The following is a 26,459-nucleotide window of genomic DNA, read 5'->3' as shown; positions in this document are numbered from 1 at the left end:
TGGTGACGGCCTCAGGTGCGGACGACGCTGGCGACGCCGGGTGGGAGGAAGCGCCGGCCGGTGGCCCGCTCGGCCACGCCACTGCGATCGAGGTACGGCGTGATGCCGCCCAGGTGGAACGGCCAGCCGGCGCCGAGCAGCATGCAGAGGTCGATGTCCTGCGCCTCCGCGACCACGCCCTCGTCGAGCATGAGGCGGACCTCCTCAGCGACGGCGGCGAGGGCACGCTCGCGCACCTCGTCGGCCGTCAGTGCGACGTCGCCCTGCTCGAACAGCGCCGCGGTCGCGTCGTCGAGATAGGGCTTGCCCTGCTCGTTCCACGACCAGATGCCGGGCTTGCCCGCCGCCACCAGCCGGCGCAGGTTCTCGGACACCGGGAAGCGGTCGGGGTAGGCGTCGTGCAGCGTCTCGGCGACGTGCAGGGCGACGGCCGGGCCGACGAGCTGGAGGAGGACGAACGGCGTCATCGGCAGGCCGAGCGGCGCGACCGCGTGGTCGGCGACGTCGAGGGGAGTGCCCTCGTCGGCCGCGCGGGTGATCTCACCGATGAACCGGGTCAGCACCCGGTTGACGACGAACGCCGGGGCGTCCTTGACCAGCACGCACGACTTCTTCAGCGTCTTGCCGACCGCCAGCGCCGTCGCCAGTGTCGCGTCGTCGGTCGCGGCCGCGCGGACCACCTCGACCAGTGGCAGCACGGCCACCGGGTTGAAGAAGTGGAACCCGGCCACACGCTCCGGGTGCCGCAGTACGGACGCCATCTCGGTCACCGACAGCGACGACGTGTTGGTGGCGAGCACGCATTCGGGGGAGACGACGGCCTCGAGCTCGGCGAAGACCTGCTGCTTGACCTTCATCTCCTCGAACACCGCCTCGATGACGAAGTCGGCGTCGGCGAAGACGCCCTTGTCGGTCGAGCCGCTGACCAGCGCGGTCAGCCGGTTGCGGGCGTCGGGCGACAACCGGCCCTTGGCGGCGAGCTTGTCGATCTCGGCGTGCACCCAGCCGACGCCCTTGGCCACTCGCGACTCGTCGAGGTCGGTCAGCACGACCGGCACCTCGAGCCGCCGGACGAACAACAGCGCCAGCTGGCTGGCCATCAGCCCGGCCCCGACGATGCCGACCTTCGTCACCGGCCGGGCCAGCGACTCGTCCGGCGCGCCGGCCGGCCGCTTGGCCCGCCGCTGGGTGAGGTCGAACGCGTACACGCCGGCCCGCAGGTCGTCGCCCATGATGAGGTCGCCGAGCGCCTCGTCCTCGGCCGCGAAGCCCTCCTCGCGCGAGGCCGTCCGCGCCGCGGCGATCAGCTCCAGCGCGCGGTACGGGGCCGGTGTCGCGCCGTGCAACCGGCCGTCTGCGGCCGCCCGGCCGCGGGCGACGGCGGCGTCCCATGCGGCCTCGGACCGGTCCACCTGCGGCCGCGACACCTCCACGTGGCCGCGCAGCACCTGCGCCGCCCAGTGCAGCGACCGCTCGAGGAAATCGGCGCCGTCGAGCGCCACATCGGCGATGCCCAGCTCGGCCACTTGCGGGCCGCGAAGCATGCGGTTCTGGTTGAGCGCGTTCTCGACGATGACGGTGACGGCCTTGTCGGCGCCGACGAGGTTCGGCAGCAGCCAGGCGCCGCCCCAGCCCGGGACCAGGCCGAGGAACACCTCAGGCAGCGCGATGCCCTGCGCCGCCTTGGACACCGTCCGGTAGGTGCAGTGCAGCGCGATCTCCAGCCCGCCACCCAGCGCCAGGCCGTTGATCAGCGCGAACGTCGGTACCGGGCCATCGGCGAGTTTGCCGAACACCCGGTGCCCGAGCCGCCCGAGCGCGACCGCCTGCACGCGCTCCGTCACCAGCGACATGCCCTTGAGGTCGGCGCCGGCGGCCAGGATGAACGGCTTGCCGGTGACGGCGACGGCGACGACGCCCGGCTCGGCGTATGCGGCGTCGATGGCCTGCTCCAGGCCCAGCAGCGTGGCCGGGCCGAGCGTGTTCGGCTTGGTGTGGTCGTGGCCGTTGTCGAGCGTGATCAGCGCGGCCTTCCCGGCGCCCAGCGGCAGCTCGATGAAACGGACGTGCGAGGTGGTGACGACTTCGTCGGGGAAGACGGTGGCGAGGTCGGTGGTCATCAGGCCGCGGCCTCCTCGGAGTAGTCGGCGTGGTGCGGGTTCTCCCAGACGACGGTGCCGCCCATGCCGATGCCGATGCACATGGTGGTGACGCCGTAGCGGACCTCGGGGTGCTCCCCGAACTCGCGGGCCAGCTGGTTCATCAGCCGGACGCCGGACGACGCGAGCGGGTGGCCGACGGCGATGGCGCCGCCGTACGGGTTGACCCGCGGGTCGTCGTCGGCGATGCCGAAATGGTCGAGGAACGCCAGCACCTGCACCGCGAACGCCTCGTTGATCTCGAACAACCCGATGTCGTCGATGGTGAGGCCGGCCTTGGCCAGCGCCTTCTCCGTCGCGGGGACCGGGCCGACGCCCATGACCTCGGGCTCGACGCCGGCGAAGGAGTACGAGACCAGCCGCATCTTGCCCGTCAGCCCGAACTCGGCGGCCGCCTCGTCGCTGACCAGCAGGGCGGCGGTGGCGCCGTCGTTCAGACCCGCGGCGTTGCCGGCGGTGACCCGGCCGTGCGGGCGGAACGGCGTCTTGAGCACGGCGAGGTCGTCGACGGAGGTGCCCGGACGCGGCGGCTCGTCGGCGGTGGCCAGCCCCCAGCCCTGCTCGACGCTCCGGGTGGCGACGGGGACGAGGTCGGGCTGGACCTTGCCGTCGGCGACCGCCTTGGCGTACTTGGCCTGGCTGGCCGCAGCGAACACGTCCGCCCGCTCCTTCGTGAGGTGCGGGAACCGGTCATGCAGGTTCTCGGCCGTACTGCCCATGACCAGCGCGGACGGATCGACCAGCTTCTCGGCGAGGATGCGCGGGTTGGGATCGACGCCCTCGCCCATGGGGTGGCGGCCCATGTGCTCGACGCCGCCGGCGATGACGACGTCGTAGGCGCCGAACGCGATGCCGCCCGCCGTCGTCGTCACGGCCGTCATGGCGCCGGCGCACATGCGGTCGATGGCGTAGCCGGGCACCGACTTGGGCAGCCCGGCCAGCAGCGCCGCCGTCCGGCCGATGGTCAGCCCCTGGTCACCGAGCTGGGTGGTCGCGGCGATGGCGACGTCGTCGACCCGCTCCGGTGGGAGGCTCGGGTTGCGGCGCAGCAGCTCGCGGATGCAGTTGATGACGAGATCGTCGGCGCGGGTCTCGTGGTACATGCCCTTGGGGCCGGCCTTGCCGAACGGCGTCCGCACGCCGTCGACGAACAGCACGTCGCGAACAGGCCTGGTGGAGCGTGGCACGTGGCCCTCCTCGGATCGGAAGCTACCCACGAGTAACAATACTCGGTGGGTCGATGTTACGCAGTGCCTCGCGGCGTGACAACGGCGACAGCTCGCCCTCGTGCGCGGCGACGAACCTGCGCACCCAGTCGGGGTCGATCTTGGCGTACTCGCGCAGCGCCCAGCCGATGCCCTTGCGCAGGAAGAAGTCCTCGTCGTCGGCGTTGGCCTCGATGGCCTCGGCCAGCAGCGCGGTGTCGGTCTCGGCCTTTGACCCGATCTGGCAGATGACCGCCGCCCGACGGCGCCAGCGGTCGGCGTCGCGGGCCCAGTGCCTGGCGACGGGGGCGACGGCGTCGTGGTGGGCGCGCAGGACGGGGCCGACGGAGCGGATGGCGACCTCGTCGACGTGGTCCCACCAGGCGCCGGTCACGACGAGGTGGTCGTAGAGGTCGAGAGCGCCGGGCCGGGTGGCGAAGGCGGCGTACGGCTTCAGCTGCGCCAGCGTGACGGCGGCGTAGCGCTCCTCGCGGAACTCGGCGCTGTCCCAGAGCTCGAGGACCGTGGCCCGCCAGCTGTCGCCGTCGTCGATCCGATGGGCGGTGAAGACCGGCTTGAGCGCGGCCGTGCGGGCGGGCTTGGGGACGCCGAGGAACGGCATCTCCGACTTCATGTAGGCGCGCATCGGCTCGGCGGCCGCGGGATCGGCGGCCGAGCGCAGCGCCGTCCGGACGGCGTCGACGAGGGCGGTGTCGGCGGTGATCACGACCACAACGTTAGGCGCCCGCACCCACACCGGCGGCGCTGACGCATCCTCCGCCATATGGCGACCGGCGCCGTCACAACTTGCATCCGTGACGATCGCCGGCGCGGGCGGCGGCGTGTCGCGGGGGCCGGCTTGGTTAGGCTGAGCCTTCACATGACCGGCTCGTACGATCTCATCGTGATCGGCGCGGGGCCCGCGGGGCTCGCCGCCGCCTGGAGGGCTGCCCAGCGCGGCATGAAGGTGGCGCTGCTCGAGCGGGCCGATCACGTGGGCGGGCTGGCCGCGTCGTTCGAGGTGGGCGGGGTACGGGTCGACCAGGGGTCGCACCGGCTGGACCCCAACACGCCGCCGGCCATCCTGCACGACCTGCGCGCCCTCCTCGGCGACGACCTGCAACAGCGGCGGCGGACCAGCCGCATCCGCGTCGGCGACCAGTGGCTGGCGCTGCCGCTGCGGGCCGACGAGGTCGCGCGGCGACTGCCGGCGTCGTTCCTGGCGAAGGTCGCCCGCGACTCCGCGGTGTCGCGGTTCCGCCGCGAGGAGGGCGACACCTATGGCGGCCTGGTGCGCAGCCGCGTCGGGCCGGCGCTGTACGAGTCCGTCTACGGGCCGCTGGCCGAGAAGCTGTGGGGCATGCCGGGCGACCGCATCAGCGCCGAGCAGGCCCGCCGGCAGACCGACCGGCTCGGCACCTGGCGGGTCGCGGCCAGGGCGTTGCGCCGCAGCCGCACACGCGGGACGTCGGCGACGGGCGGGGGCTACTACTACCCGCGCAACGGGTTCGGGCAGCTGGTCGAGGCGCTCGCCGACGCCGCCGTCACGGCCGGCGTGGACATCCGGTGCGAGGCCGAGGTCGACCGCGTCCGCGTCACCGAGGACGAGGTCGAGGTCAGCACGCAGGACGGCGACGTCATCACTGGCGGACTGGTGTTCTCGACGCTGCCGCTCCCGGTGCTGGCCCGCATCGCCCGGCCGGCGCCGTCGCTGACGTCCATCGAGTCGTCGGCCCGGCTGCGCTACCGCGCGATGCTGCTGGTCTACGTCGTGCACCAGGGCGGCCGGTGGAGCCCGCACGACTCCCACGACATCCCCGACCCGCGCACGCCGGTCATCCGCATCTCCGAGCCGCCCAACTACCGCGTCAACCCCGACGACCCCGTCGACCGGTCCGTGCTGTGCGCGGAGATCCCGTGCTCCATGACCGACGACGTGTGGGGGCTCGACGACGAGTCGCTGGCCGACCTCGTCGACGAGACGCTGGGGCTCACCGGGCTGCCGAAGGTCAACCGCGTTCACGTCGAGAGCCGCCGCATCGGCCAGGTGCACCCGATCTATCGCGTCGGCTACGAGCACGACCTCAGCGACGTCGACACCTGGGCACGGATGATCCGCCGCGTCGTCACGCTGGGCCGGCAGGGACTGTTCGTCCTGGACAACATCGACCAGGCGCTGCTCATGGCCTACGGTGCGGTCGACGCCATCCGCGATGATGGCCGGTTCGACCGGTACGCGTGGACGGTGGCACGCGAACGGTTCGCCCGCTCCGGCTACGTCGACGGCTGACCCGGCTGCTCCCGCTCCGGGCGTCGCCGCGCTTCTCCATGATCATCGGCGCTTGACCACGTCATGATGTGGTCAAGCGCCGATGATCATGAGGGTGCCGGCGGGGGCGGCTCGGGTGGCTCCGGCGGCACCGGGTTCGCGAACGCCTCGGCGACGGCGGCCGCGGTCAGCTCGATCTGCCACGCCCGGGCGCCGCGGGCGCGGAACACCTCGCCGACGGTCTCGGCGGTCAGGGGCGACGGCGGCTGCCAGGCGGCCCGGCGCAGGGTGTCGGGGGTGAGCAGGTTCTCGACCGGCAGCTCGTTGGCCTCGGCGATCTCGGCGACGCGGGCGCGCGCGGCCGCCAGCCGGGCGGCGGCGTCGGGCTGCCGGGCCGCCCAGGCACGCGGCGGCGGCGGGCCGTCGTACGGGGCCGTCTGCGGCGGCAGCTCCTTGTCCGGCAGGGCGCGGGCGTCGGCGACGGCGCCGAACCAGCGGGACAGCTCGCGCCGCTGCGCCCGGCCCCGGTAGACCGGCATCGCCGACATCGCCTCGGCGCTGGTCGGCATGGTGAGCGCGGCCTCGATGATCGCGGCGTCGGGCAGCACCCGGCCGGGCGAGAGGTCGCGCTGCCGGGCCAGCTCGTCGCGGGCGAACCAGAGCTGACGGACGACGGCAAGGCGGCGGCGGTCGCGGATGCGGTGCAGCCCGGACGTACGCCGCCACGGGTCCGAGCGGGGCTCCTGCGGGGGAGCGGCGGCGATGGCCGCGAACTCCTCGTGCGCCCAGCCGAGCTTGCCGGCGTCGCGCAGACGAGCCTCCAGCACGTCGCGCAGCTCGATGAGCAGCTCGACGTCGAGGGCGGCGTAGCGCAGCCAGTCCTCGGGCAGCGGCCGGGTGGACCAGTCGGCGGCCGAGTGGCCCTTCTCCAGCGTGTAGCCGAGCACGCTGTCGACCAGCGGGCCGAGTCCGACGCGCGGCAGCCCGAGCAGCCGGCCGGCCAGCTCGGTGTCGAACAGCCGCCTCGGCTTCATGCCGACTTCGGCGAGGCAGGCGAGGTCCTGCGACGCGGCGTGCAGCACCCACTCGGCGTCGGCCAGCGCGGCGCCCAGCGCGGACAGGTCGGGCAGCGGGATCGGGTCGATCAGCGCCGTGCCCGCGCCCCGCCGACGCAGCTGGATGAGGTAGGCGCGGTGGCCGTAGCGGTAGCCGGACGCCCGCTCGGCGTCGACGGCCACCGGTCCGTCGGCGGCCGCGAACGCCGCGATCGTGGCCTTCAAGGCGTCACCGTCGGTGATGACCTCCGGAAGGCCGTCGCGCGGCTCCAGCAAGGGAGTCGAGACGTCGTCCGTCAACGGCTCCGCCTACGGCGTGTGGGTGGCATCGCGACCACGCCGGCCGGCAGCGGCACCAGGCCGGCCGCCGTCGTCAGCGCGTCGCCCCAGGCCAGGGCGTGTGCGGTGAGGTCGGGCTCGAGCGGCGTCCAGGACGCGCGGATCTCGATCTCGGCGCTCGCCAGCTCGCCGGCCATGCCGCCGAAGCCCTCGGAGGCGACCCGGGTGACGGTGCCGCTGGCCGCGGTGTACGGCGCGGACCGGCCGGCCAGGGAGTCGGTGATCCAAGTCCAGCCGACGGCGAGCAGCAGCGGGTCGGCGCCCATCTCGGGCTCGAGGCTGGCCCGCAGGTACGTGACGAGACGGAACTCGCCGTGCCAGGCCTCCTGGCCGGCGGGGTCGTAGAGCAGCACGAGCCGGCCGGTGGCGGTGGCGTCCTCGTCGGCCTCGTCGACGAGGACGTCGGCGCTGAGCGCGTGGGTGTGCGGCGCCAGCCGCTTCGGTGCGGGGGTCTCCTCGAGCCGGACCTCGGGCCGGAACTGGGCGGACGTCAATGAACGCACGGCACGCCTGAAGACAGCCGGTACCTCCGGCTGGAGACCCTCGGTGTCCCTTGCCACAATTGGCAGACTAGGCCCGTTTGGCGGTCCCGTCAGGCAGGCACGCCCGCCATGCGACGATCAGTGATGTGACCGTGACCTACGACGAGAACGCCGCCGCGCCCGCGGACCCGTCCGACAGCCTCTTCGCGCGCGCCTGCCGCGGCGAGCGCACCAGCCGTCCACCAGTGTGGTTCATGCGGCAGGCCGGGCGCTCCTTGCCCGAGTACCGGCGGCTGCGCGAGGGCGTGCCGATGCTGGAGTCGTGCACCCGCCCTGACATGGTGACCGAGATCACCCTGCAGCCCGTGCGGCGGTACGGCGTCGACGCCGCCATCTTCTACTCCGACATCGTGGTGCCGCTGCGGGCGGTGGGCGTCGACGTCGACGTGAAGCCGGGCATCGGACCGGTGCTGGACCAGCCGATCCGCAGCCGGGCCGACCTCGACCGGCTGCGGCCGCTGGAGCCCGGCGAGGTCTCGTTCGTCGACGAGGCGGTGCGCGCACTGGTCGGCGAGCTGGGCGGCACGCCGTTGATCGGCTTCGCCGGCGCGCCGTTCACACTGGCGTCGTACCTCGTCGAGGGCGGGCCGTCGAAGCACCACGAGGTCACCAAGGCGCTCATGCACAGCGACCCGGACCTGTGGCACGAACTGCTCAGCCGGGTCGCCGGCATCTCCGCGATGTTCCTCGACGTGCAGGTGCGGGCCGGCGCGAGCGCCGTCCAGCTGTTCGACTCGTGGGCCGGCGCGCTGTCGGCCGCCGACTACGCCAAGTACGTGCACCCGCACAGTGCCGAGGTGCTCGACAGCGTCATCGACGTGCCGCGCATCCACTTCGGCGTCGGGACGTCTGAGTTCCTGCCGCTGATGGCGTCGGCCGGTGCGGACGTCGTCGGCGTCGACTGGCGGCTGCCGCTGGACGAGGCCGCGCTGCGGGTGCCGGGCAAGCCGCTGCAGGGCAACCTCGACCCCGCGCTGCTGGGCGCGGACTGGCCGGTCATCGAGCGCGAGGTGCACCGCATCGTGGCCGAGGGCCGGCGGGCGCCGGCGCACATCTTCAACCTCGGCCACGGCGTGCTCCCGACCACCGACCCGGACGTGCTGGCCCGGGTGGTCGAGACCGTTCAGGCCGCCGGCGGACCCGGTACCGGCTCCGGCACGGGCGCGGCCTGACCCCGTCGGCGGCGGGCGACCAGGTAGGCGGGGACGCCGATCAGCGCGGCCAACGCGGCGAACGGCAGCACCGCGCCGAGCCCGGTCAGGAACCCGCCGCCGACGGTGACGAACGCCTCCCAGCCGCCGGCCAGGCCCGCGAGGAAGCCGCCGTCATCGTCGTCCTGCTGCGGTGGGGCCTCGTCGCTGCGGTAGATGTGCAACGTCACCGTGGCCATCGAGGTCAGCCCGGCCAGCTGCTCCTGCCGGCTCAGCAGCGCGTCGAGGTCGGCCTCGCGGCCGGCCAGCTCGGACTCGATGCTGACGACGTCGGCGAGCTGCGTGGCCTCGGCGAGCAGGGCGCGGATGCGGGCGATGCTGGCCCGCTGCGACTCGATCCGCGACGCGACGTCGACGACCTCCTGGGTGACGTCCTCGGTGCCTCGGCTGCGGCTGGTGACCTCGCCGAGCGCCTCCAGGTCGGCGACGGTCTCCTGGTGCCCGGCCGACGGGATCTTCAGCGTGAGGACGGCGTCGTGGTCGCCGTTGACCTGCTCGTCGACGACGTATCCGCCCGCGGTGACGGCGGCCGCCGCGGCGCGGTTGGCGGCGCTGACGACGTCGTCGGTGCTGATGGTGAGGTCGACGGTGTAGATGATCGACCGGTCGGCGACCGCGGACGTCACCTCGGCGAGCACGCCGCCCTCAGCCCGGGCGGCGGAGTCCCCGCCCGACTCGTCGGGCGCGGCCTCGCCGTTGCCCTCTGCCGGCGCCTGGGCCGGCGCTTCGGCCGCGGCGCCGCTGGCACTGTCGTTGCCGCTGTCACCGGCGCCACCGCAGCCGGCCAGCGCGAGCGCCGCGAGCAGGGTCATCGTCGTGCCGAACACCGTCCGTCGTGTCATGACACCTCCCGAGGTTCGTGTTGCCTGTTCGACGGCCTGGCGTGCGCCGGGGTTGCTCATCCGCTGGTCACGATCGGGGAACGACCTGGTCACGGGCGTGCGGCCCGCGCGTGCGATGCTGGGGCGCGTGAGCGGTGTGCGGGTGGCGGTCGTCGGCGGCGGGATCAGCGGACTGGCGGCGGCGTGGTTCCTGCGGCAGTCGCTGGGACCGGACGCCGAGATCGTCGTCCTGGAGAAGCAGCCGGTCGTGGGCGGTCACCTGCGCGTCTCCGAGGTCGCTGGGCTGCCGGTCGACGAGGGTGCGGAGTCGCTGCTGGCGCGGCGGCCCGAGGCGGTCGACCTGGCCGTCGCCGTGGGCCTGGGCGACGACATCGTGCATCCGGCTGCCGTCGGCGCCGGGCTGTGGAGCCGTGGCGAGATCGTGCCGCTGCCCGTCGGGACGGTGATGGGCGTGCCGGCCGACCCCGCGCGGCTGGCCGGCCTGCTGACGCCGTCGGAGGTGGCGCGGGCGGAGGCGCTGGACGCTCGGGGCGACGCGGGGCTGCCGGTCGCGGAGGACGTCGCGATCGGGCGGCTGGTGCGGTCGCGGTACGGCGACGCGGTGGCCGATCGGCTGGTCGAGCCCCTGCTCGGCGGCGTGTACGCCGGACGGGCGGACGAGCTGTCCCTGGACGCGACGGTGCCGGCGCTGGGCGCGGCGGCCCGGACGGCGCGGACGCTGCGCGAGGCGGTCGCGACGGTGACGTCGGGCGGTGCGGCGGGCAACGGGCCGGGGAGGGGGTCCGGCACGCCGGCGTCGTCGGGTGGCGCCACGTCTGGTGGGCCGGGGCCGGTGTTCGCGGGGCTGGCCGGTGGCGTCGGCCGGCTACCGGGCGCGGTGGCGGTGGCGTCCAGGGCGGACGTGCGGACCGGCGTGACGGTGCGCTCGGTGGAGCGGACGGCCGACGGCTGGCGGCTGGTGACCGGCCCGGTCCCGGCGCCGTCCGTGCTGGACGTCGATGCGGTGGTCGTGGCGACCCCGGCGGTCGCGGCCGCCCGAGTGCTGGCGTCGGCGGCCCCGGCGGCCGCGGCGGAGCTCGGTGGCGTGGAGGCTGCCAGCATGGCGATCGTCACGCTGGCGCTGCCGGCGGACGGGTTCCCGGCGGCGCCGTCGTCGTCGGGGTTCCTGGTGCCGCCGATCGACGGGCGCACCATCAAGGCGGTGACGTTCTCGTCGGCGAAGTGGCCGTGGCTGGGCGGGCGGGCCGGCGGACTGGTGCTGCTGCGCGCGTCGCTCGGCCGGCACGGCGAGGCCCGCGACCTGCAGCGCGACGACGGGGAGCTGGTCGAGGCCGCGCTGGCCGACGTCCGGGCCGCGACCGGCTACGCGGGCTCCGTCGTCGACTCACGCGTGACCCGGTGGGGCGGCGCGCTGCCGCAGTACGCCGTCGGGCACCTGGACCGCGTCGCGCGCGTACGGGCCGCCGTCGAGGCCGTGCCCGGGCTGGCGGTCTGCGGCGCCGTGTACGACGGCGTCGGCGTGGCGGCCTGCGTCGGGGCGGCCCGCGATGCTGCGGGGAGGGTGGCCGCCTACCTGTCGGAGCGGCGTGCCAGGATCGAGACATGAGCGACACCGCGTCCATGCCGAAGGCCCGCGAGCTGAACCAGGTCATCCGCTACACCATGTGGTCGGTGTTCCGGCTGCGCTCGCCGCTGGGCGACACGTCGCGGGCCGATCTCGCCGACGAGGTGACGGCGCTGTTCGCCGAGCTCGCCGCCAAGGACGTCGTCGTCCGCGGCACCTACGACGTCGCCGGCCTGCGCGCCGACGCCGACCTGCTCATCTGGTGGCACGCGCCGGCCATCGAGGACCTCCAGACGGCGTACCACCGGTTCCGCGGCACCGCGTTCGGCCGCCAGTTGGACCCCGTCTGGTCGCAGGCAGCCCTGCACCGCCCGGCCGAGTTCAACAAGAGCCACATCCCCGCATTCCTGGCCGACGAGGAGCCGCGCGCATACGTGTCGGTGTACCCGTTCGTGCGGTCGTACGAGTGGTACCTGCTGCCCGACGCCGAGCGCCGCCAGATGCTCGCCGAGCACGGCAAGATGGCCCGCGACTACCCCGACGTGCGCGCCAACACCGTCGCCTCCTTCTCCCTCGGCGACTACGAGTGGATCCTCGCCTTCGAGGCCGACGAGCTGTACCGCATCGTCGACCTCATGCGTCACCTGCGCGGTTCGGCGGCCCGGCGGCACGTCCGCGAGGAGATCCCCTTTTACACCGGCCGGCGCCTCGAGCTAACCGAACTCGTGGCGGCGCTGCCGTAGCCGGTCACTCCACCTCGACGTCGACGGGCCCCTCGTAGAGGACGATCTCCTCGCCATCGAGCGTGGTCATCCGCCAGGTGAACCAGAGCTGGTAGCTGCCCGGTGCCGTGGCGACCTCCCCGAGGCCCGAGGTCAGCGTCGGCCCGCACCAGCCGATGTGGTTGGTCGTGTCGAAGGTCATGCTCTCGCCCGGCTCCAGGTCGACCAGATGAGCGCCCTCAGGCACGAACGCGGCGGCGGTGACGGTCTCGCCGTCACGGGTGACCCACATGGTCGGGCCCAACCCCGTCGTGCCCTGGATCCTGGTGGCGCTGACGTTGGTGACGGTCGTGACGGCCAGCTGTTCGTCGATATGGCCGACGACCGACGGGACGTCGACCGACAGGGCGAGCGGCGGCACGTCGTCGCGCTCGCTCACGATCATCGGCGAGCCACAGGTGAGAGCGCGGAACCGGACCTGGGCAGGTGTGGCGTCGGACGTGGAGACCGGCAGGTCAGCGGAATCATCACCGCCGTCGCGGGGCAGGAGCGTGGCCGTCGCCGTGCCCACGGCTGCCACCGTCAGGATGGCGGCAGCGCCGGCGGCGGCGAAGCGGGTCCGGCGGCGGCGGGCGATGCGGCCGCGGAGCCGGTCGACGTCGAGCACGCCCGGGTCGGGAGCGTCGGCGGCGAGGTCGTCGAGTCGGGTACGCAGGGTCATCGCAGTCCCTCCGGCGAGTCGCTGAGTAGGGGTTCGAGGCGGGCGCGGGCGTCGCTGAGGTGCCGCTTGACCGCGCCGGGCGCGCAGCCGAGCACGTCGGCGACCTGCGCCACCGAGAGGTCCTCGTAGTAGTGCAGCACCACGCAGGCCCGCTGCCGTGGCGACAGCGCCGCCAGCGCGGACCGCAGGTCAGCGCCGTCGACCACCGCACCTTCCGGCCCGGAGACGTCCTCGCGGTCGGCGACCAGGTGCCGGACCAGCAGCCACCGACCCGACCGGCGCCGGCCGTCGATGTGGAGGGTGAGGATCGCCCGCCGGACGTAGGCCTCGGCCGACTCCAACGTCAGCCCTCGCGTCGTCCTGCCGAAGGCGCGCAGCATCGCCTCCTGCACCAGGTCGGCCGCCTCGGCCGCGTCGCCGGTCAGCAGGTAGGCGTAACGGAGCAGCGCCTGGCCGCGGCTCTCCGCCAGGTCGGTGAAGACCCGCTCCCAGTCCGCCACCCGATCACCCGCCTCTCATCACCTAGGACGAGCGGCGCGGCGATCCGGTTGGGGTGCGGCTGGGAAACCCGGCGTCAGGTCACCGCACATCGATCCCGATCGGGCCGGCGTAGAGCACGATCTCGACGCCGTCGTGGCCGCGCAGGTCCCAGGTGACGTAGACCTCGTAGCGGCCTGGCGCCAGCGGCGGATCCCAGGGATACGGCATGCCGGGCACCTGCGCCGGGTCGGCCGGCGTCGCGTCGCACTGCCGCAGCACCGAGTGCAGGTCGGAGGTGAACGACTCGCCGGGCGCCAGCTCGACGGGTACGTTGACGGCCGGCATGGCGCCCGGTCCGGTGACGGTCACGCCGTCGCGGCTGACCCAGACCCAGGAGGCCGGTCCGCTCATGCCCCTGACCTGCCGGTCGCTGATGTTGGTGACAGTGAACGTGCCAAGCGGACCACTGTGATTGCGGGCGTAGCTGTCCGCGAGCCGCACCGTCAGCTCCAGCGGAGCGTCCGGCGCCGGGCCGAGCATGGTCACCGGCCGGCCACATTCCCCGGGCTTGAACGCTCGCTGCACGGACGGCACGGTAGCAACCGGGTGCTGCGCCCGCTCAGGAGAGCAGCCGGCAGTCGCACGTCGCGGAGCGAGAATGCAGAACGGCGTGTTGACCTGAACGCCAACAGTTGGCGGCTGTGTCAACACGCACGAACGCACATCCACCCGCGATCGCGTCGATCGGGATCGACGGACGTCAATGAGCGGCCGGGCGGGCCATCGGCAGGTGCGGGATGCTGCCGTCGAGGAACTCGGGGCCGGTGACGGAGAAGCCGTAGCGGGTGTAGAAGTCGGCCAGGTGGGACTGGGCGTCCAACACGCATCGACGCTCGCCGATGTGCTCCAGGGCGGCCGACATCAGCCGCCCGGCCAGGCCGGACCCACGCGCGGACTCCGCCACCACGACGCGCCCGATGCGGGCGGCGCCGCCGGGGTCGTCGAGGATGCGCAGGTAGCCGACCGGCTCGTCGCCGTGGGCGAGCCAGAGGTGGACGGCGGACGGCTCGAGGTCGCGGCCGTCCAGCTCGGGGTAGGGGTCGGCCTGTTCGACGACGAAGACGTCGGTACGCAGGCGCAGCAGCCGGTACAGCGTCGGGGCGTCGAGCTGGTCGATGGTCGCGATGTGCAGGGTGAGGTCGGCGGTCACCGGCTCAGTGTGCCGGATCGGCCGCCCGCCGCTGCAGGGAGATGCCGTTGATGCAGTAGCGCAGGTCGGTCGGGGTGGGGAAGCCCTCGCCCCGGAAGACGTGGCCCAGGTGCGAGCCGCAGCGGGCGCAGCGCACCTCGGTGCGGACCATGCCGAGGCTGCGGTCGTCGATGTACTCGACGCGGTCCTCGGCCAGCGGGGCGTAGAACGACGGCCAGCCGCACTGGGCGTCGAACTTGGTGGCGGACTCGAACAGCTCGGCGCCGCAGGCCCGACAGGAATAGACGTACGGCTGCTCGTCGGCGTGCTCCAGCGGGCTGGTGAAGGCGCGTTCTGTGCCCGCCTCGCGCAGCACGTGGTACTCCTCCGGCGTCAGCTCGGCGCGCCACTCGGCGTCGCTCTTCTGGATCTCGTAGCTCATACCTGGAGAACCCCGTCGGCAACGGCCGGATTCCCAGTGTGAGAGCGCCTCGCCGCGAGCATGATGGGGGTGGAACTCCTCACCCCCGGAGGCGACATGGACGTCGTGTTCCTGATCGGCCGCATTCTCTTCGTCGCGCTGTTCCTCGCCAGCGCGACGGCCCACCTCACCGACAAGGGGGCGATGGCCGGCTACGCGGAGAGCCGCGGCGTCCGCCCAGCCCGGCCGGCGGTGCTGGTCACCGGTGCGCAAATGCTGCTCGGCGGGCTGTCGGTGCTGCTGGGCGTCTGGATGGACGTCGGCGCCATCCTGCTCGGGCTGTTCACGCTGCTCACCGCGGTGCTCATGCACGGGTTCTGGAAGGAGAAGGAACCCATGTCGCGGCAGCAGGAGCAGACGCAGTTCTTCAAGGACACCGCGCTGACCGGCGCGTCGTTGATGCTGCTGTTCCTGGTGTGGGAGCTCGGCGACGCGACCCCGCTGACCATCACCGACCCGCTCTTCGACGTCGGCTGACGCCGCCGCTGGGACGCTGTCAGTCGAAGGTCGCCCGGCGGGACGGCTGCACGCGCAGCGGCTCGCCGGGCATTTTCGGGTACTCCGGCGGATAGGGCAGGTCGCCCAGGCCGTGGTCGCGCTCGTCGCGGGCGGCCAGCTCGAGCAGCGGCTCCAGCGAGTGCGCCACCTCCGCGACGCCGGCGTGCAGGTCGCCGACCTCGGCGAACCGGGCTGGCATGGTCGTGATGTCGAAGTCCTCAGGCCGGGCGTCGTCGATCTCGTCCCAGGACAGCGGCGCCGACACCGTCGCCCGCGGCTTGGGGCGGACGGAGTAGGCGGAGGCGATGGTGCGATCGCGGGCCATCTGGTTGAAGTCGATGAAGATGCGCTCGCCCCGCTCCTCCTTCCACCAGTCCACCGTCACCTGGTCGGGCATCCGCCGGTTCAGCTCGCGCCCGAACGCGATGACGGCGCGGCGGGCCTGGACGAAGTCCCACTCGGGCCGGACGGGGACGTAGAGGTGCATGCCGCGGCCGCCGGACGTCTTCGGGAAGCCGTCCATGCCGAGCTCCTGCAGCAGCGCACGGGCCTCATGGGCGACCTTGACGGCGTCGGCGTAGTCGGTGCCCGGCTGCGGGTCGAGGTCGATGCGCAGCTGGTCGGGGTGCTCGGCGTCGGGACGGCGGACCGGCCACGGGTGGAACGTCAGCGTGCCGAGGTTCGCCGCCCATACGACCACCGCGACCTCCGTGGGGCAGACCTCGTCGGCGGTGCGGCCGCTGGGGAACGCGACGGTCGCGGTCTCGACGTAGTCGGGTGCGCCCTTGGGGATGCGCTTCTGGTAGAACGCGTCGCCGCGGTTGTCCTGCCGCGTCGACAGCTTCGCGCCCTCGAAGACGCCGCCGGGCCAGCGCTCCAGCGTGGTCGGCCGCTCGCGCAGCGCGCCGAGGATGCCGTCGCCGACGGCGAGGAAGTACTGCACGACGTCGAGCTTGGTGAGGCCGCGCTCGGGAAAGTAGACCTTACTGGGACTGGAGACCCGGACCTTGCGGCCGCCGGCCTCGACCTCGATCGCTTCCCTCATGCCGTTCCCGCGGCGTCGGAGCCGGTGCCGTTCGACGCCCGCCGCTCGCGTTCGGCGGCATGCTCGGCCTCGACCTCGGACTCCCAGTCGGGCTCGCCGTGGGCCAGCAGGTGCAGCACCGGCACCTTGAGCCGGCGCCGGGCCCGGGCGGTCCAGTCGACGTGGAACAGCTCGGCGACGACGTGCGGGCGGGTGAGGATGATGATCTCGGCCGCGCCGCACTCCTGTGAGAGTGCGCACAGGCGGTCGAGCGGGTCGGTCGCGGTGACCTCGCCGCCGGCCTGGGCGCCGGCCGTGGCGAACGCCTCGAGCGACTGGGCCAGCGCGCGCTTGCTCGCGGCCCGGATCTCCTCGTGCACGCGCTCGAGGTCGGCCTCGTCGACGTACATGGCGGCGGTGCCCATGACCTCGCTGGCCGCGAGTGACCCGATGGTCGACTCGACCCGGCTGGCGGCGTCCTCGACCGGGATCAGCACGTGATAGCGGACCGGTTCGGGTGTGTCGGCGTGCAGCGCCACGATCTGGCGCGCGTCCCAGTCGGCAACGGGTTCTTCCACGAGTACCACGATGTTGTACGACATGGCCCACCTCCCAGGGTCGGCACCGGGCCCGGCGTCAGCAAGTTCCGGAACCATACCGGGCCCGTCTCCATTCTGGCTCAGATGCCGCAGCCTAGGCGAGTCGGCGGCGCGGTTCGGCACGGACGGTCAGGCGAGGACGTCCGCGAGGTCGAACTTGACCGGTTCCTCCAGCTGCGCGTAGGTGCACGACGACGGGTCGCGGTCGGGCCGCCAGCGGACGAACTGCGCGGTGTGCCGGAACCGGACGCCCTCCATGTGGTCATAACGCACCTCGACGACCCGCTCGGGGCGCAGCGGGACGAACGAGAGGTCCTTGCCGACGCTCCAGCGGCTGTACTCGGCGTTGCGCGGCGTGCGGGTGCCCTCCTCCTGCTTCGCCCACGACCAGGGGTGGTCGTCGAACGACGTGACCAGCGGCTGCAGTTCTTCGAACAGCTCCTGGCGGCGCGCCATGGGGAATGCCCCGATGACGCCGACGCTCGCCAGCACGCCGTCGTCGTCGTACAGGCCGAGCAGCAGCGAGCCGATGCGGTCGGGGCCGCTCTTGTGCACGCGGTAGCCGGCGACGACGCAGTCCGCGGTGCGCTCGTGCTTGATCTTGAACATCACCCGCCGGTCCGGCTCGTAGACGCCGTCGCGCGGCTTGGCGATGACGCCGTCGAGCCCGGCGCCCTCGAACTGGTGGAACCACTGCTCGGCGAGCGCCTTGTCGGTGGTGGCGGAGGTGACGTGGATGGGCGTCCGCGCCGCGGCGAACGCCTCGACGAGGGCGGCCCGGCGCTCGCGGAACGGCCGCTGGGTGAAGTCGTCGTCGCCGAGGGCGAGCAGGTCGAACGCGACGAACCTGGCCGGCGTGGTCTCGGAGAGCATCTTCACCCGGCTGGCGGCGGGGTGGATGCGCTGCTGCAGCAGCTCGAAGTCGAGCCGGTCGCCCGAGGCGCCGACCAGCACGATCTCGCCGTCGACGACGGCGCGCTCAGGGAAGTTCGCCTTCACCGCCTCGACCAGCTCGGGGAAGTATCTGGTCATCGGCTTCTCGTTGCGGCTGCCGATCTCGACCTCGGCACCGTCGCGGAAGATGATGGACCGGAAGCCGTCCCACTTGGGCTCGAAGCTGAAGTCGCCGTCGGGGATCGCCTTGACGGGCTTGGACAGCATCGGCGGCACGGGCGGCAGGACCGGGAGTCGCATGCGCCCAGTCTGTACCACGCCGCCGACAGAGCTCAGACTCGGCGCGCCACCCAGCGCATGAGCAGCGTCCCGCCGTCCTCGATGACGTGGCCGAGCGACCAGTCGCTGCGCAGCGTCGTCGGAGCCTCCAGCAGGCGGTGCGACCGGCCGCCGACCATCCCCGGCGTCAGCGTGTAGCAGAGCTCGTCCAGCGCGTGGGCCGCGACGATCGCCGCCAGCAGGTGCGGGCCGCCCTCGCACAGGATCCGGGTCAGGCCGCGCTGGGCCAGCGCCCGGACGGCGGCCGGCACGTCCAGCGACGTCTCGCCGGCGACGACGACGTCCGCGACGGCCCGCAGCGCGGTCATGCGGTCGGCCGGTGCGGATGCGCAGGTCAGCACGATGGTCCTGTGCGTCGCCTCGGTGAACAGCGGCGCCGCGGGGTCGAGGTCGAGCGACCGGCTGGCGACGGCGATCGGCCGGCCGGCGGGGCCGTAGTGCTCGGCCCGGACGGTGCCCGCGCCGGCCACGACGACGTCGGCCAGCCGTCGCAGCAGGGACAGCACCACACGGTCGGGTGGGCTGGACACCGTCGCCGACCGGCCGTCGGGACCCTGCACGGCGCCGTCGAGGCTGGTCACCATGTTGGCCCGCAGCCAGGTCGCGCCGTCGGCGAGCGGCGGATAGGCGTAGGCCGCCTCGAGGTCGGCGGGGCCGGTGTCGTCGACCGGTGGATAGAGCTGCTGCACGGGAAGAACCTTACGATTGACGCCATGCCGGACCGCATCGCCGACCGTCGTCCGGACGTGCCGGCGTCGCGGCTCGTCACGGATATGGTGCCGCCGCCGCGGTTCCGCGACGTCAGCTTCGACAGCTACCGGGCCGATCCCGCCGTCCCCAGCCAGGCCGCCGCCGTCGCGGCCGCGCGGGCCTTCGCCGCCGCCGTCGGTGACGGTGTGAGCGGGCGGCGCCGCGGGTGGTTCCGGTCGCGGGGTGCGGGCGCAGCCGCCGACATCGCCGGGCCGGGGATCTACCTGGACGGCGGCTTCGGGGTCGGCAAGACGCACCTGCTGGCGTCGCTGTGGCACGCGGCGCCGGTGCCGGTGGAGCGGAAGCTGTTCTGCACGTTCGTCGAGCTCACCAACCTCGCCGGCGCGCTCGGCTTCGCCGCGACCGTCGAGGCGCTGTCCGCGCACCGGCTTGTCTGCGTCGACGAGTTCGAGCTGGATGACCCCGGCGACACCGTGCTGGTGTCGACGCTTCTCAGCCGGCTGTCCGAGCACGGCGTGCGGCTGGCCGCGACCAGCAACACGCTGCCCGACCAACTCGGCGAGGGCCGGTTCGCGGCCGCGGACTTCCTGCGCGAGATCCAGCGGCTGGCCGCGCGGTTCACCGTCGTCCGCGTCGACGGCGAGGATTACCGGCACCGCGGGCTGCCGTCATCGCCGCCGCCCGTGTCCGACGATGTCGTCGCCGCGTCCGCGGAGGGTGACGGCGTCACGCTCGACGACTTCGACGCGCTGGTGGCGCACCTGGCCACCGTCCACCCGTCGCGGTACGGACCACTGCTTGACGGCGTCAGCCGGGTGCACCTGCGCGGCGTGCGTACAGTCGACGACCAGTCGACGGCGCTGCGGCTGGTCGTGCTGGCCGACCGCCTCTACGACCGCGACCTGCCCGTCGTCGCCGGCGGTGTGCCGCTGGACCGGCTGTTCACCCCGGAGCTGCTGGCCGGTGGGTACCGGAAGAAGTACTTCCGGGCGGTGTCGCGGCTGACGGCGTTGAGCCGGGACGGCGCGGCCGCTCTCGGATCGCGATAGAGCACTGGTCACGGCCGCCGCGCGGGCGGAGACTGGCGTCGTGCAGAGTCCGTCGCGACGAGGAGGTCCGACCCATGCCCAAGGTGCTCATCCTGACCGGTGACGCGGCCGAGGATCTGGAGTTCTTCTACCCGTACCAGCGGCTGCTCGAGGAGGGCTACGAGGTCGACGTCGCCGCCCCGTCGGTGAAGAAGCTGCAGTTCGTCGTGCACGACTTCGTCGACGGGTTCGACACGTACACCGAGAAGCCCGGCCACAGCTGGCCCGCCGACATCGCCTTCGCCGACGTGAACGTCGACGACTACGTGGCGGTCGTGGTGCCCGGCGGCCGCGCGCCCGAGTACATCCGCAACGACCCCGACGCCCAGCGCATCGTCAAGTACTTCATGGACAGCGGCGCCCCGACGGCCGCCCTGTGCCACGGCCCGTTGCTGCTGGCGGCCGCGAAGACGCTGAACGGACGGCGATCGGCGGCCTATCCGGCCCTCGCGGTCGACGTCGAGACCGCCGGCGGCACGTTCGTCGACGGCGCCGGCGTGGTGGACGGCAACCTGGTGACGGGCCGCGCCTGGCCCGACCATCCCCAGTGGTTCGGCGCGTTCATGGAGCAGCTGCGCAAGACCGCCCCGGTCTGATCGAGGTCTCAGGCGAGCATGGGCGGCAGCGGCTCGGCGTGGACCAGCACCAGCCGCTGCGTCGGCCGGGTGACGGCGACGTAGAGGTCGGTCGCGCCGCGCACGGACTCCGCCAGCAGCTCGGCCGGCTCGACCACGACGACGGTGTCGAACTCCAGGCCCTTCGCCTGGCCGGCCGTGAGCACCGCGACCGGCGCGTCCAGTGCGTCGGCCGACTCCGCACGCGACACCGCGGCCGGCAGCGCCGCGGCGAGCCCGGAGTGCACCTCATCGAGCCGCGCGGCCGGCACGAGCACCGCCAGCCGACCCGCGCCGAGGTCGGACAGCTCGGCCGAGACCTCCGTCGCCAGCTGCTCCACGAGGTCCAGCGACGACCACACCGGCACCGTGCGCGGCGGCTCGCCGGTCGAGCGCACGGATGTCGGCGGCTCGAGCGCCGGGTCGATCGAGGCGAGCACCCGCGCAGCGAGATCCATCACCTCGCTCGGCGTCCGATAGTTGACCGTCAGCGTCTCCTGCCGCCAGCGGCCGGGCACGTGCGGCTCCAGCACGTCGGCCCACGACCGCGCACCGGCAGCCGCCCCCGTCTGGGCGATGTCGCCGACCACCGTCATGGACCGGCCCGGTGCCCGGCGCATGATCATCCGCCACGCCATCGGCGACAGCTCCTGCGCCTCGTCGACGATGACGTGCCCGAACGCCCACGAGCGGTCCAGCCCGGCCCGCTCGGCGACGCTGCGACGCGCCTCGCCGCCGCGGTACCGCTGCGCGACCAGCTCGGGGTCGACCGGGACCTCCAGCGACAGCTCGTCCAGCAGGTCGCGGGCGTACTGGATCTCCGCCTCCTCGCGCTGCCGGGCCAGCCGGGCCGCCTCGTCGGGGTCGTCGACCTCGCCGAGCAGCTCCGCCGCCTCGTCCAGCAGCGGCACGTCGGACGTCGTCCAGGCCGCACCCGGGCCCCGCGCCAGCAGCGCCCGCTCGGCCGCCGTCAGGTCGCCGCCGGCCGAGGCGAGCAGCGACGGCGACGCGAACAGCTCGCCGATCAGCCGCTGCGGCGTCAGCGCCGGCCACAGCTCGTCGACGAGGGCGGCGACACTCGGCTCCGCGGCGAGGTCGGCGCGGATCTCCGCGAGGTCGTCCTCGTCCAGCGACTCGCCGAGCGCCCGCGCCTGCTCGTCGGCCAAGTGGTCGAGCAGCTCGCGGACGAACACCCGGCGGGCGACGTTGTGCGGCTTGCGGGCGCGGCGGGCACGGGTGCGCGCGGCCCGGACGGCGGACGGCGCCAGCGTCAGCTCGACGCGGTCGACCTTCAGCTCGACGGGACCGTCGAGGAGCCGCTGCCGGTCGCGGACGGCGACGGCGATGACGTCGGCCATGCGGGGGTCGCCCTTGACGACGGCGACGTCGGCGGGGTCGTCGCCGGCCGCCTCGACGCCGGGCACCATCTCGCCGACCGTCGCCAGCACGACGCCGGTCTCACCCAGCGACGGCAGCACCTGGTCGATGTAGTGCAGGAACGTGCGGTTCGGCCCGACCACCAGCACGCCGCTGGAGCCCAGGCGGTCGCGGTGGGTGTAGAGGAGGTACGCCGCGCGGTGCAGCGCCGCGACCGTCTTGCCGGTGCCCGGACCACCCTGCACGACCAGCACGCCGGCCAGCGGCGAGCGGATGATGCGGTCCTGCTCGGCCTGGATGGTCGCGACGATGTCGGACATGCGGCCCGTGCGGTGCTCCGTCAGCGCCGCCAGCAGCGCCGCCTCACCGCGCAGCGTGCCCTGGCCGCCGGCCGGCATCGCCTCGAGGTCGAACACCTCGTCGTCGACGGCGAGCACCTTGCGCAGCCGGGTCTGGATGTGCCGGCGGCGGACGAGGTCGCCGGGATCGGCGGCGGTGGCCCGGTAGAACGGCTCGGCGGCCGGGGCCCGCCAGTCGACCAGCAGCTGCTCGTAGTCGTCGTCGGTCAGCCCCATGCGGCCGATGTAGCTGGTGTGGCCGTCGCGGAAGTCGAGCCGGCCGAAGCACAGCCCGCGGTCGACCGAGCCGAGCCGCTCCAGCCGCTCGACGTCGCGGGCGACGAACGCCTCGCGGTCCCACACCGACGCGTGTGTGCCGCCGTGCTCGCGGTACAGCGTCGCCAGCCGGGCCGTCAGCCGCGCCTTGAGCTCATCGAGCCGCTCGTACAGGTGGGTGATGTACGGCTGCTCTTCGTCGACGGCGTCGTCGTGACCGGCCACCGGCCGTGCGGCCACATCATGCTTCTCGGCGTCGATGACTTTCCCTTTCCGAAGCCGTTCGGTCCAGCCGACCGAGTCGTCAATTGTAGCGGCCCCCGCGCTCACCCCGTCCGTTACGCTGGATCGATGAGTCAGCCGACGTGGTCGTCGCTCCTCCGCCTCCCGCCGGGACCCGTCGACCTCGCGTCGGTCGACACCCGCGCCACCCCGGGCTTCGACGGCACGAAGGCCGACGGGAAGGCGGCGCTGCAGGAGCTCGACCCTGTCATCTCCGACCTGCAGGAGCGGCTGTTCGCGGCCGGCCGCACTGGCGGCGACCAGCGGGTGCTGCTGGTCCTTCAGGGCATGGACACCTCCGGCAAGGGCGGCACCATGCGCCACGCGGTGGGCATCATGGACCCGCAGGGCGTCAGCATCCGGGCGTTCAAGGCGCCGACGGCGGACGAGCGGCGCCGGGGCTTCCTCTGGCGCATCCGCCAGGCGCTACCGGAGCCCGGCCAGGTCGGCGTCTTCGACCGCAGCCACTACGAGGACGTCCTGGCCGCGCGGGTGCGCAAGCTGGTCCGGCCGGCAGTGATCGAGGGCCGGTACGAGGCGATCAACGACTTCGAACGAGAACTCGTCGACGCCGGCGTCGTCGTCGTCAAGGTCATGCTGCACATCTCCGCCGACGAGCAGAAGGCCCGGCTTGCCGAGCGGCTCGAGAACCCGGCGAAGTACTGGAAGTACAACCCTGGCGACATCGACGACCGCCGGCTCTGGCCCGACTTCCAGCGCGCGTATGAGATCGCGCTGGAGCGCTGCAACACCGAGACCGCGCCCTGGTTCCTCGTGCCGGCCGACCGCAAGTGGTACCGCAACCTCGCGGTGACGCAGCTGCTCGTCGAGCACCTCGCGGCGCTGAAACTGGACTGGCCGCCGGCCGACTTCGACGTCGAGGCCGAGAAGGCGCGGCTGGAGTCGTCGTGACCCGGCTACGCCCGCGGGAGTAGACGACACGCGGCCCGCGTACGCAGATCTGCGTACGCGACGCCGTTCCGGAGCGGACGACGTGCCTCCCGCGCCGGCGAATGATCGTTCCCGGGACCGGCGGCGGAGCCGGCCCGGAGGGAGCGGGTCATGCGGAAGGTCTACCTCGGCTTCGCGGTGCTCATGCTGGCGGCGGTCGCGGTGCAGTTCTACCTCGCGGCGGTCGGCGCGTTCGACACCGCGCCCAACGACGAGGCGTTCAACGCTCACGCGATCTTCGGCTCGATCTTGTTCGCGCTCGCCGTGCTGGCGACGATCGTGGCGGCGGTCGCCCGGGTCGGCGGCCGGCTGATCGGCATGACCGCCGGGATCGCCGGCCTGACGATGCTGCAGAGCCTGATCCGGGTGCTCGCCGACGCGTTCAACGAGTCCGGCGACACGTCGACGACCGCCGGCACGCTGGTGTTCGGGCTGCACGCACTGAACGGGCTGGCCATCATGGGCCTGAGCGGCCGGGTGCTCGCGGACGCTCGCCGGCTGGTGCGGACCGAGCGGCCCGCCGTCGCAGCGTGAGCACTGGGCAGCTGGTCGTCCTCGACCACGTCGTCGCGGTCCTGACGGGTGCGCTCTGGCTGGCCGCGGGCGCGGTGGCGGCGGCCGGCCGAACACGGGTGGCGGCTGGGCTGGCGGCCGGAGGCGTGCTGGCGGTGGCCGGGCGGCTGGTGCTGGTCGCGGTCCTGGCCGACCGGGGCTGGTGGTTCGTGCAGGAGAAGGTCCTGCTCGGGCTGCCGCTGCTGGTCGTGACAGTGGCGGCCGCCGCGGCGCTGACGTGGCGGTCGCTGCTGCGCGGCGGACCGTTGTCGCCGGGCGCGGTGACGGCGCTGTTCGCGGCCGGGTACGCGGCGCTGGCGGGGTTCGTCGTGACGTACGTCGGCGGCTACCCGCTGACGTGGAGCGTCACACTGCTCGCCGTGGCCGGCGTCGGCGGCGCCGTGCTGCTGACGGCGCAGGTGATGGCCCCGGCGGACGACACCGCCCCGGCCGACGAGACGACGACGGTGGGCATGCTGTCGCGGCGCCGGCTGCTCGGGATCGCCGCCGCCGGAGCGGGCGCGGCCGGGGTCGGGCTGGCGTTCGTCCGCGCCCCGTCGATCGACGCCGGCGGGGGAGTGGCCGCCGCGGATCCGTCCGGCCACGGCACCCCGGTGACCGACCTGCGCGGCGCAACGACGCCGGCCGCCGGCGGCACCGTCCGGCCGTACACCGTCACCGCCCGGACGGCGACCGTCGCGCTCACCTCCGGGCACGAGGTCGACGCGTGGACGTTCGACGGACGGCTGCCCGGGCCGCCACTGACCGCCGTCCAGGGCGACCTCGTCGAGGTGAGGCTGCGCAACGAGGACATCGACGACGGGGTCACGATCCACTGGCACGGCTACGACGTCGCGTGCGGCGAGGACGGTGCGCCCGGCACCACGCAGGACGTGGTCTCGCGGGGCGCCGAGTTCGGCTACCGCTTCCGCGCCGACCAGGCGGGCACGTTCTGGTACCACACGCATCAGGTCTCGCACACCGGCGTCCGCCGCGGGCTGTACGGCACGCTCGTCGTCACGCCACGCGACGCCGAGCCGGCCGACGTCGACCTGGTCCTGCCGGTGCACACCTACGACGGGGTGGTGGCGATCGGCGACGACGACGGCGTGCTCGAGGAGGCGGCCGAGCCGGGCGCGTCGGTCCGGCTGCGGCTGCTGAACACCGACTCCGAGCCGCACCGGTTCGGGCTGGCCGGCACGGCGTTCCGGCTGGCGGCCGTCGACGGGCGCGACGTGCACGAGCCCGGCGAGGTGTCCGAGCGGGCGCTGCGGCTGCCCGCGGGCGGCCGCTACGACCTCGTCTTCACCATGCCGTCCGGCCCGGTCGCGCTGACGGTGGACGGCGAGGTACGGCTGCGCCTCGGCGGTGGCGACGGTGACCCGGCTCCAGGTGACTGGCCCGAGCTGGACCCGCTGCACTACGGCGCGCCGGCCGAGGTGCCGTTCACGCTGGACACCCGGTTCGACCGGCACTTCAGCATGGTGCTGGACCGCGGCGCGGCGATGGTCGACGGCCGGCCGGCGTTCGCGCAGACCGTGAACGGCCGCGGCCATCCGTCCATCCCCGAGCAGGTGGTGGCCGAGGGCGACCTGGTCCGCTTCACCGTCGTCAACCGCAGCCTCGAGACACACCCGTGGCACCTGCACGGCCACGGCGTCTTGGTGCTCGCGCGGGACGGCCGGGCGGCGACCGGCAGCCCGCTGTGGGTCGACACGTTCGACGTGCGGCCCGGCGAGGTCTGGGACGTCGCGTTCGCGGCCGACAACCCCGGCGTGTGGATGAACCACTGCCACAACCTGCCGCACGCCGACCAGGGGATGATGCTCCAGCTGAGGTACGACGGCGTCACCGGCCTGGCGGGCGGGCACGGCCATGCACGCCACTGAGCCGGCGGACGCCGGCGCGACGGTGGAGCGGCTGCGCCGGCGCAGCGACGAGATCATCGGCCGGGAGCTGACCCGGCTGGCCGGCCGCGCCGGCACCCTCGGGCCCCGCGACCTGGCCGTCGTCGAGGAGGCGCTCAACGAGCTGGTCGAGCGGCTGGTGCTGGCCCGGCTCCGCGCCGTGCCGCACCGCGCCGCCGAGGTCGAGCGGCTCTTCGACGACTCCGGCCCCGTGACCGCCCGCCCCGCGC

The 26,459-nt window shown here is 73.5% G+C and carries 27 protein-coding genes; 11 read left to right on the top strand and 16 right to left on the bottom strand.

Annotated features, from left to right (window positions below):
* Positions 1 to 11: 11 nt before the first annotated feature.
* The 3 genes from E1262_RS05165 to E1262_RS05155 are packed head-to-tail and all read right to left on the bottom strand — an operon-like array spanning position 12 to position 4,088.
* Entirely contained in the window at positions 12 to 2,120 is a 2,109-nt protein-coding gene (locus E1262_RS05165) for a 3-hydroxyacyl-CoA dehydrogenase NAD-binding domain-containing protein (protein ID WP_132101972.1), read from the bottom strand.
* Positions 2,120 to 3,346: a thiolase family protein gene (locus E1262_RS05160; protein ID WP_132101971.1), complete on the bottom strand. Its 1,227-nt coding sequence runs from the start codon at positions 3,344 to 3,346 to the stop codon at positions 2,120 to 2,122. The genes E1262_RS05165 and E1262_RS05160 overlap by 1 nt, the downstream gene beginning before the upstream one ends.
* A gap of 22 nt (positions 3,347 to 3,368) precedes the next feature.
* On the bottom strand, positions 3,369 to 4,088 hold the full coding sequence (locus E1262_RS05155) for a DNA alkylation repair protein (protein WP_203453601.1): 720 nt from the start codon (positions 4,086 to 4,088) through the stop codon (positions 3,369 to 3,371).
* Between the two features lie 156 nt (positions 4,089 to 4,244).
* Between E1262_RS05155 and E1262_RS05150 the strand changes: the two genes are divergently transcribed.
* Complete coding sequence (locus E1262_RS05150; RefSeq protein WP_132101969.1) at positions 4,245 to 5,654, top strand: protoporphyrinogen/coproporphyrinogen oxidase; 1,410 nt, start codon at positions 4,245 to 4,247, stop codon at positions 5,652 to 5,654.
* Between the two features lie 86 nt (positions 5,655 to 5,740).
* On the opposite strand, the gene E1262_RS05145 is transcribed toward E1262_RS05150, so the two are convergent.
* Positions 5,741 to 6,988, bottom strand: a complete 1,248-nt coding sequence (locus tag E1262_RS05145; protein ID WP_203453563.1) for an HRDC domain-containing protein — start codon at positions 6,986 to 6,988, stop codon at positions 5,741 to 5,743.
* On the bottom strand, positions 6,985 to 7,587 hold the full coding sequence (locus E1262_RS05140) for a DUF3000 domain-containing protein (RefSeq protein WP_132101968.1): 603 nt from the start codon (positions 7,585 to 7,587) through the stop codon (positions 6,985 to 6,987). Before E1262_RS05140 ends, E1262_RS05145 begins: the two co-directional genes overlap by 4 nt.
* A gap of 59 nt (positions 7,588 to 7,646) precedes the next feature.
* Between E1262_RS05140 and hemE the strand changes: the two genes are divergently transcribed.
* Positions 7,647 to 8,741, top strand: coding sequence for a uroporphyrinogen decarboxylase (gene hemE / locus E1262_RS05135; protein ID WP_420810507.1), 1,095 nt, complete (start codon positions 7,647 to 7,649; stop codon positions 8,739 to 8,741).
* On the opposite strand, the gene E1262_RS05130 is transcribed toward hemE, so the two are convergent.
* Positions 8,693 to 9,622, bottom strand: coding sequence for a DUF4349 domain-containing protein (locus E1262_RS05130; RefSeq protein WP_162605778.1), 930 nt, complete (start codon positions 9,620 to 9,622; stop codon positions 8,693 to 8,695). The two genes, hemE and E1262_RS05130, sit on opposite strands and share 49 nt — an antisense overlap.
* Before the next feature lie 127 nt (positions 9,623 to 9,749).
* On the opposite strand from E1262_RS05130, the gene hemG reads away from it, so the two are divergent.
* Together hemG and hemQ are read left to right on the top strand one after the other, a co-directional pair.
* Entirely contained in the window at positions 9,750 to 11,228 is a 1,479-nt protein-coding gene (hemG, locus tag E1262_RS05125) for a protoporphyrinogen oxidase (RefSeq protein ID WP_203453561.1), read from the top strand.
* Positions 11,225 to 11,929: a hydrogen peroxide-dependent heme synthase gene (hemQ, locus tag E1262_RS05120; RefSeq protein WP_132101965.1), complete on the top strand. Its 705-nt coding sequence runs from the start codon at positions 11,225 to 11,227 to the stop codon at positions 11,927 to 11,929. Before hemG ends, hemQ begins: the two co-directional genes overlap by 4 nt.
* 4 nt (positions 11,930 to 11,933) lie before the next feature.
* Here the strand turns inward: hemQ and E1262_RS05115 are convergent, their stop codons facing one another.
* The 5 genes from E1262_RS05115 to msrB all read right to left on the bottom strand — a co-directional run bounded on the left by E1262_RS05115 (position 11,934) and on the right by msrB (position 14,740).
* Positions 11,934 to 12,629 carry a hypothetical protein gene (locus E1262_RS05115; protein ID WP_132101964.1) on the bottom strand — a complete coding sequence of 232 codons (696 nt, stop codon included), beginning with the start codon at positions 12,627 to 12,629 and terminating at the stop codon, positions 11,934 to 11,936.
* Positions 12,626 to 13,129 carry a SigE family RNA polymerase sigma factor gene (locus E1262_RS05110; RefSeq protein WP_132101963.1) on the bottom strand — a complete coding sequence of 168 codons (504 nt, stop codon included), beginning with the start codon at positions 13,127 to 13,129 and terminating at the stop codon, positions 12,626 to 12,628. The genes E1262_RS05115 and E1262_RS05110 overlap by 4 nt, the downstream gene beginning before the upstream one ends.
* 79 nt (positions 13,130 to 13,208) lie before the next feature.
* Positions 13,209 to 13,694 carry a hypothetical protein gene (locus E1262_RS05105; protein ID WP_132101962.1) on the bottom strand — a complete coding sequence of 162 codons (486 nt, stop codon included), beginning with the start codon at positions 13,692 to 13,694 and terminating at the stop codon, positions 13,209 to 13,211.
* A gap of 175 nt (positions 13,695 to 13,869) precedes the next feature.
* Entirely contained in the window at positions 13,870 to 14,319 is a 450-nt protein-coding gene (locus E1262_RS05100; protein ID WP_132101961.1) for a GNAT family N-acetyltransferase, read from the bottom strand.
* Between the two features lie 4 nt (positions 14,320 to 14,323).
* A complete protein-coding gene (msrB, locus tag E1262_RS05095; protein WP_132101960.1) occupies positions 14,324 to 14,740 on the bottom strand; it encodes a peptide-methionine (R)-S-oxide reductase MsrB in 417 nt (138 codons plus the stop codon).
* A gap of 69 nt (positions 14,741 to 14,809) precedes the next feature.
* Here msrB and E1262_RS05090 point away from each other — a divergent pair, with 69 nt between their 5' ends.
* Positions 14,810 to 15,256 (top strand): DoxX family membrane protein, encoded by a 447-nt coding sequence (locus tag E1262_RS05090; RefSeq protein WP_203453560.1) that lies wholly within the window; start codon positions 14,810 to 14,812, stop codon positions 15,254 to 15,256.
* Between the two features lie 19 nt (positions 15,257 to 15,275).
* On the opposite strand, the gene ligD is transcribed toward E1262_RS05090, so the two are convergent.
* The 4 genes from ligD to E1262_RS05070 form a co-directional block, all read right to left on the bottom strand.
* Positions 15,276 to 16,322 (bottom strand): non-homologous end-joining DNA ligase, encoded by a 1,047-nt coding sequence (gene ligD, locus E1262_RS05085; protein WP_132101959.1) that lies wholly within the window; start codon positions 16,320 to 16,322, stop codon positions 15,276 to 15,278.
* Complete coding sequence (locus tag E1262_RS05080) at positions 16,319 to 16,903, bottom strand: hypothetical protein (RefSeq protein ID WP_203453559.1); 585 nt, start codon at positions 16,901 to 16,903, stop codon at positions 16,319 to 16,321. Before E1262_RS05080 ends, ligD begins: the two co-directional genes overlap by 4 nt.
* Before the next feature lie 126 nt (positions 16,904 to 17,029).
* Positions 17,030 to 18,094 carry an ATP-dependent DNA ligase gene (locus E1262_RS05075; protein WP_132101958.1) on the bottom strand — a complete coding sequence of 355 codons (1,065 nt, stop codon included), beginning with the start codon at positions 18,092 to 18,094 and terminating at the stop codon, positions 17,030 to 17,032.
* Between the two features lie 32 nt (positions 18,095 to 18,126).
* Positions 18,127 to 18,822, bottom strand: coding sequence for a dihydrofolate reductase family protein (locus E1262_RS05070; protein ID WP_203453558.1), 696 nt, complete (start codon positions 18,820 to 18,822; stop codon positions 18,127 to 18,129).
* A gap of 24 nt (positions 18,823 to 18,846) precedes the next feature.
* Here E1262_RS05070 and zapE point away from each other — a divergent pair, with 24 nt between their 5' ends.
* Both zapE and E1262_RS05060 read left to right on the top strand, forming a co-directional pair.
* Positions 18,847 to 19,893, top strand: a complete 1,047-nt coding sequence (gene zapE, locus E1262_RS05065) for a cell division protein ZapE (protein WP_132101957.1) — start codon at positions 18,847 to 18,849, stop codon at positions 19,891 to 19,893.
* Between the two features lie 74 nt (positions 19,894 to 19,967).
* Positions 19,968 to 20,528 carry a DJ-1/PfpI family protein gene (locus tag E1262_RS05060; RefSeq protein ID WP_132101956.1) on the top strand — a complete coding sequence of 187 codons (561 nt, stop codon included), beginning with the start codon at positions 19,968 to 19,970 and terminating at the stop codon, positions 20,526 to 20,528.
* 8 nt (positions 20,529 to 20,536) lie between these two features.
* Here the strand turns inward: E1262_RS05060 and E1262_RS05055 are convergent, their stop codons facing one another.
* A complete protein-coding gene (locus E1262_RS05055; RefSeq protein ID WP_238992835.1) occupies positions 20,537 to 22,777 on the bottom strand; it encodes a HelD family protein in 2,241 nt (746 codons plus the stop codon).
* A 111-nt stretch (positions 22,778 to 22,888) separates the two neighbouring features.
* Here E1262_RS05055 and E1262_RS05050 point away from each other — a divergent pair, with 111 nt between their 5' ends.
* The 4 genes from E1262_RS05050 to E1262_RS30195 form a co-directional block, all read left to right on the top strand.
* Positions 22,889 to 23,731, top strand: coding sequence for a PPK2 family polyphosphate kinase (locus E1262_RS05050; protein WP_132101955.1), 843 nt, complete (start codon positions 22,889 to 22,891; stop codon positions 23,729 to 23,731).
* 150 nt (positions 23,732 to 23,881) lie between these two features.
* Positions 23,882 to 24,304, top strand: a complete 423-nt coding sequence (locus E1262_RS05045; RefSeq protein ID WP_132101954.1) for a DUF6220 domain-containing protein — start codon at positions 23,882 to 23,884, stop codon at positions 24,302 to 24,304.
* Positions 24,301 to 26,211: a multicopper oxidase family protein gene (locus E1262_RS05040; protein ID WP_132101953.1), complete on the top strand. Its 1,911-nt coding sequence runs from the start codon at positions 24,301 to 24,303 to the stop codon at positions 26,209 to 26,211. The genes E1262_RS05045 and E1262_RS05040 overlap by 4 nt, the downstream gene beginning before the upstream one ends.
* The coding region (locus E1262_RS30195; RefSeq protein ID WP_162605777.1) for a hypothetical protein at positions 26,198 to 26,459 on the top strand (262 nt) is incomplete at its 3' end. The genes E1262_RS05040 and E1262_RS30195, both read left to right, overlap by 14 nt.

Source organism: Jiangella aurantiaca (genome assembly GCF_004349105.1).
Classification (GTDB): Bacteria; Actinomycetota; Actinomycetes; order Jiangellales; family Jiangellaceae; genus Jiangella; species Jiangella aurantiaca.
This window is presented reverse-complemented; position numbering and strand designations above follow the sequence as displayed.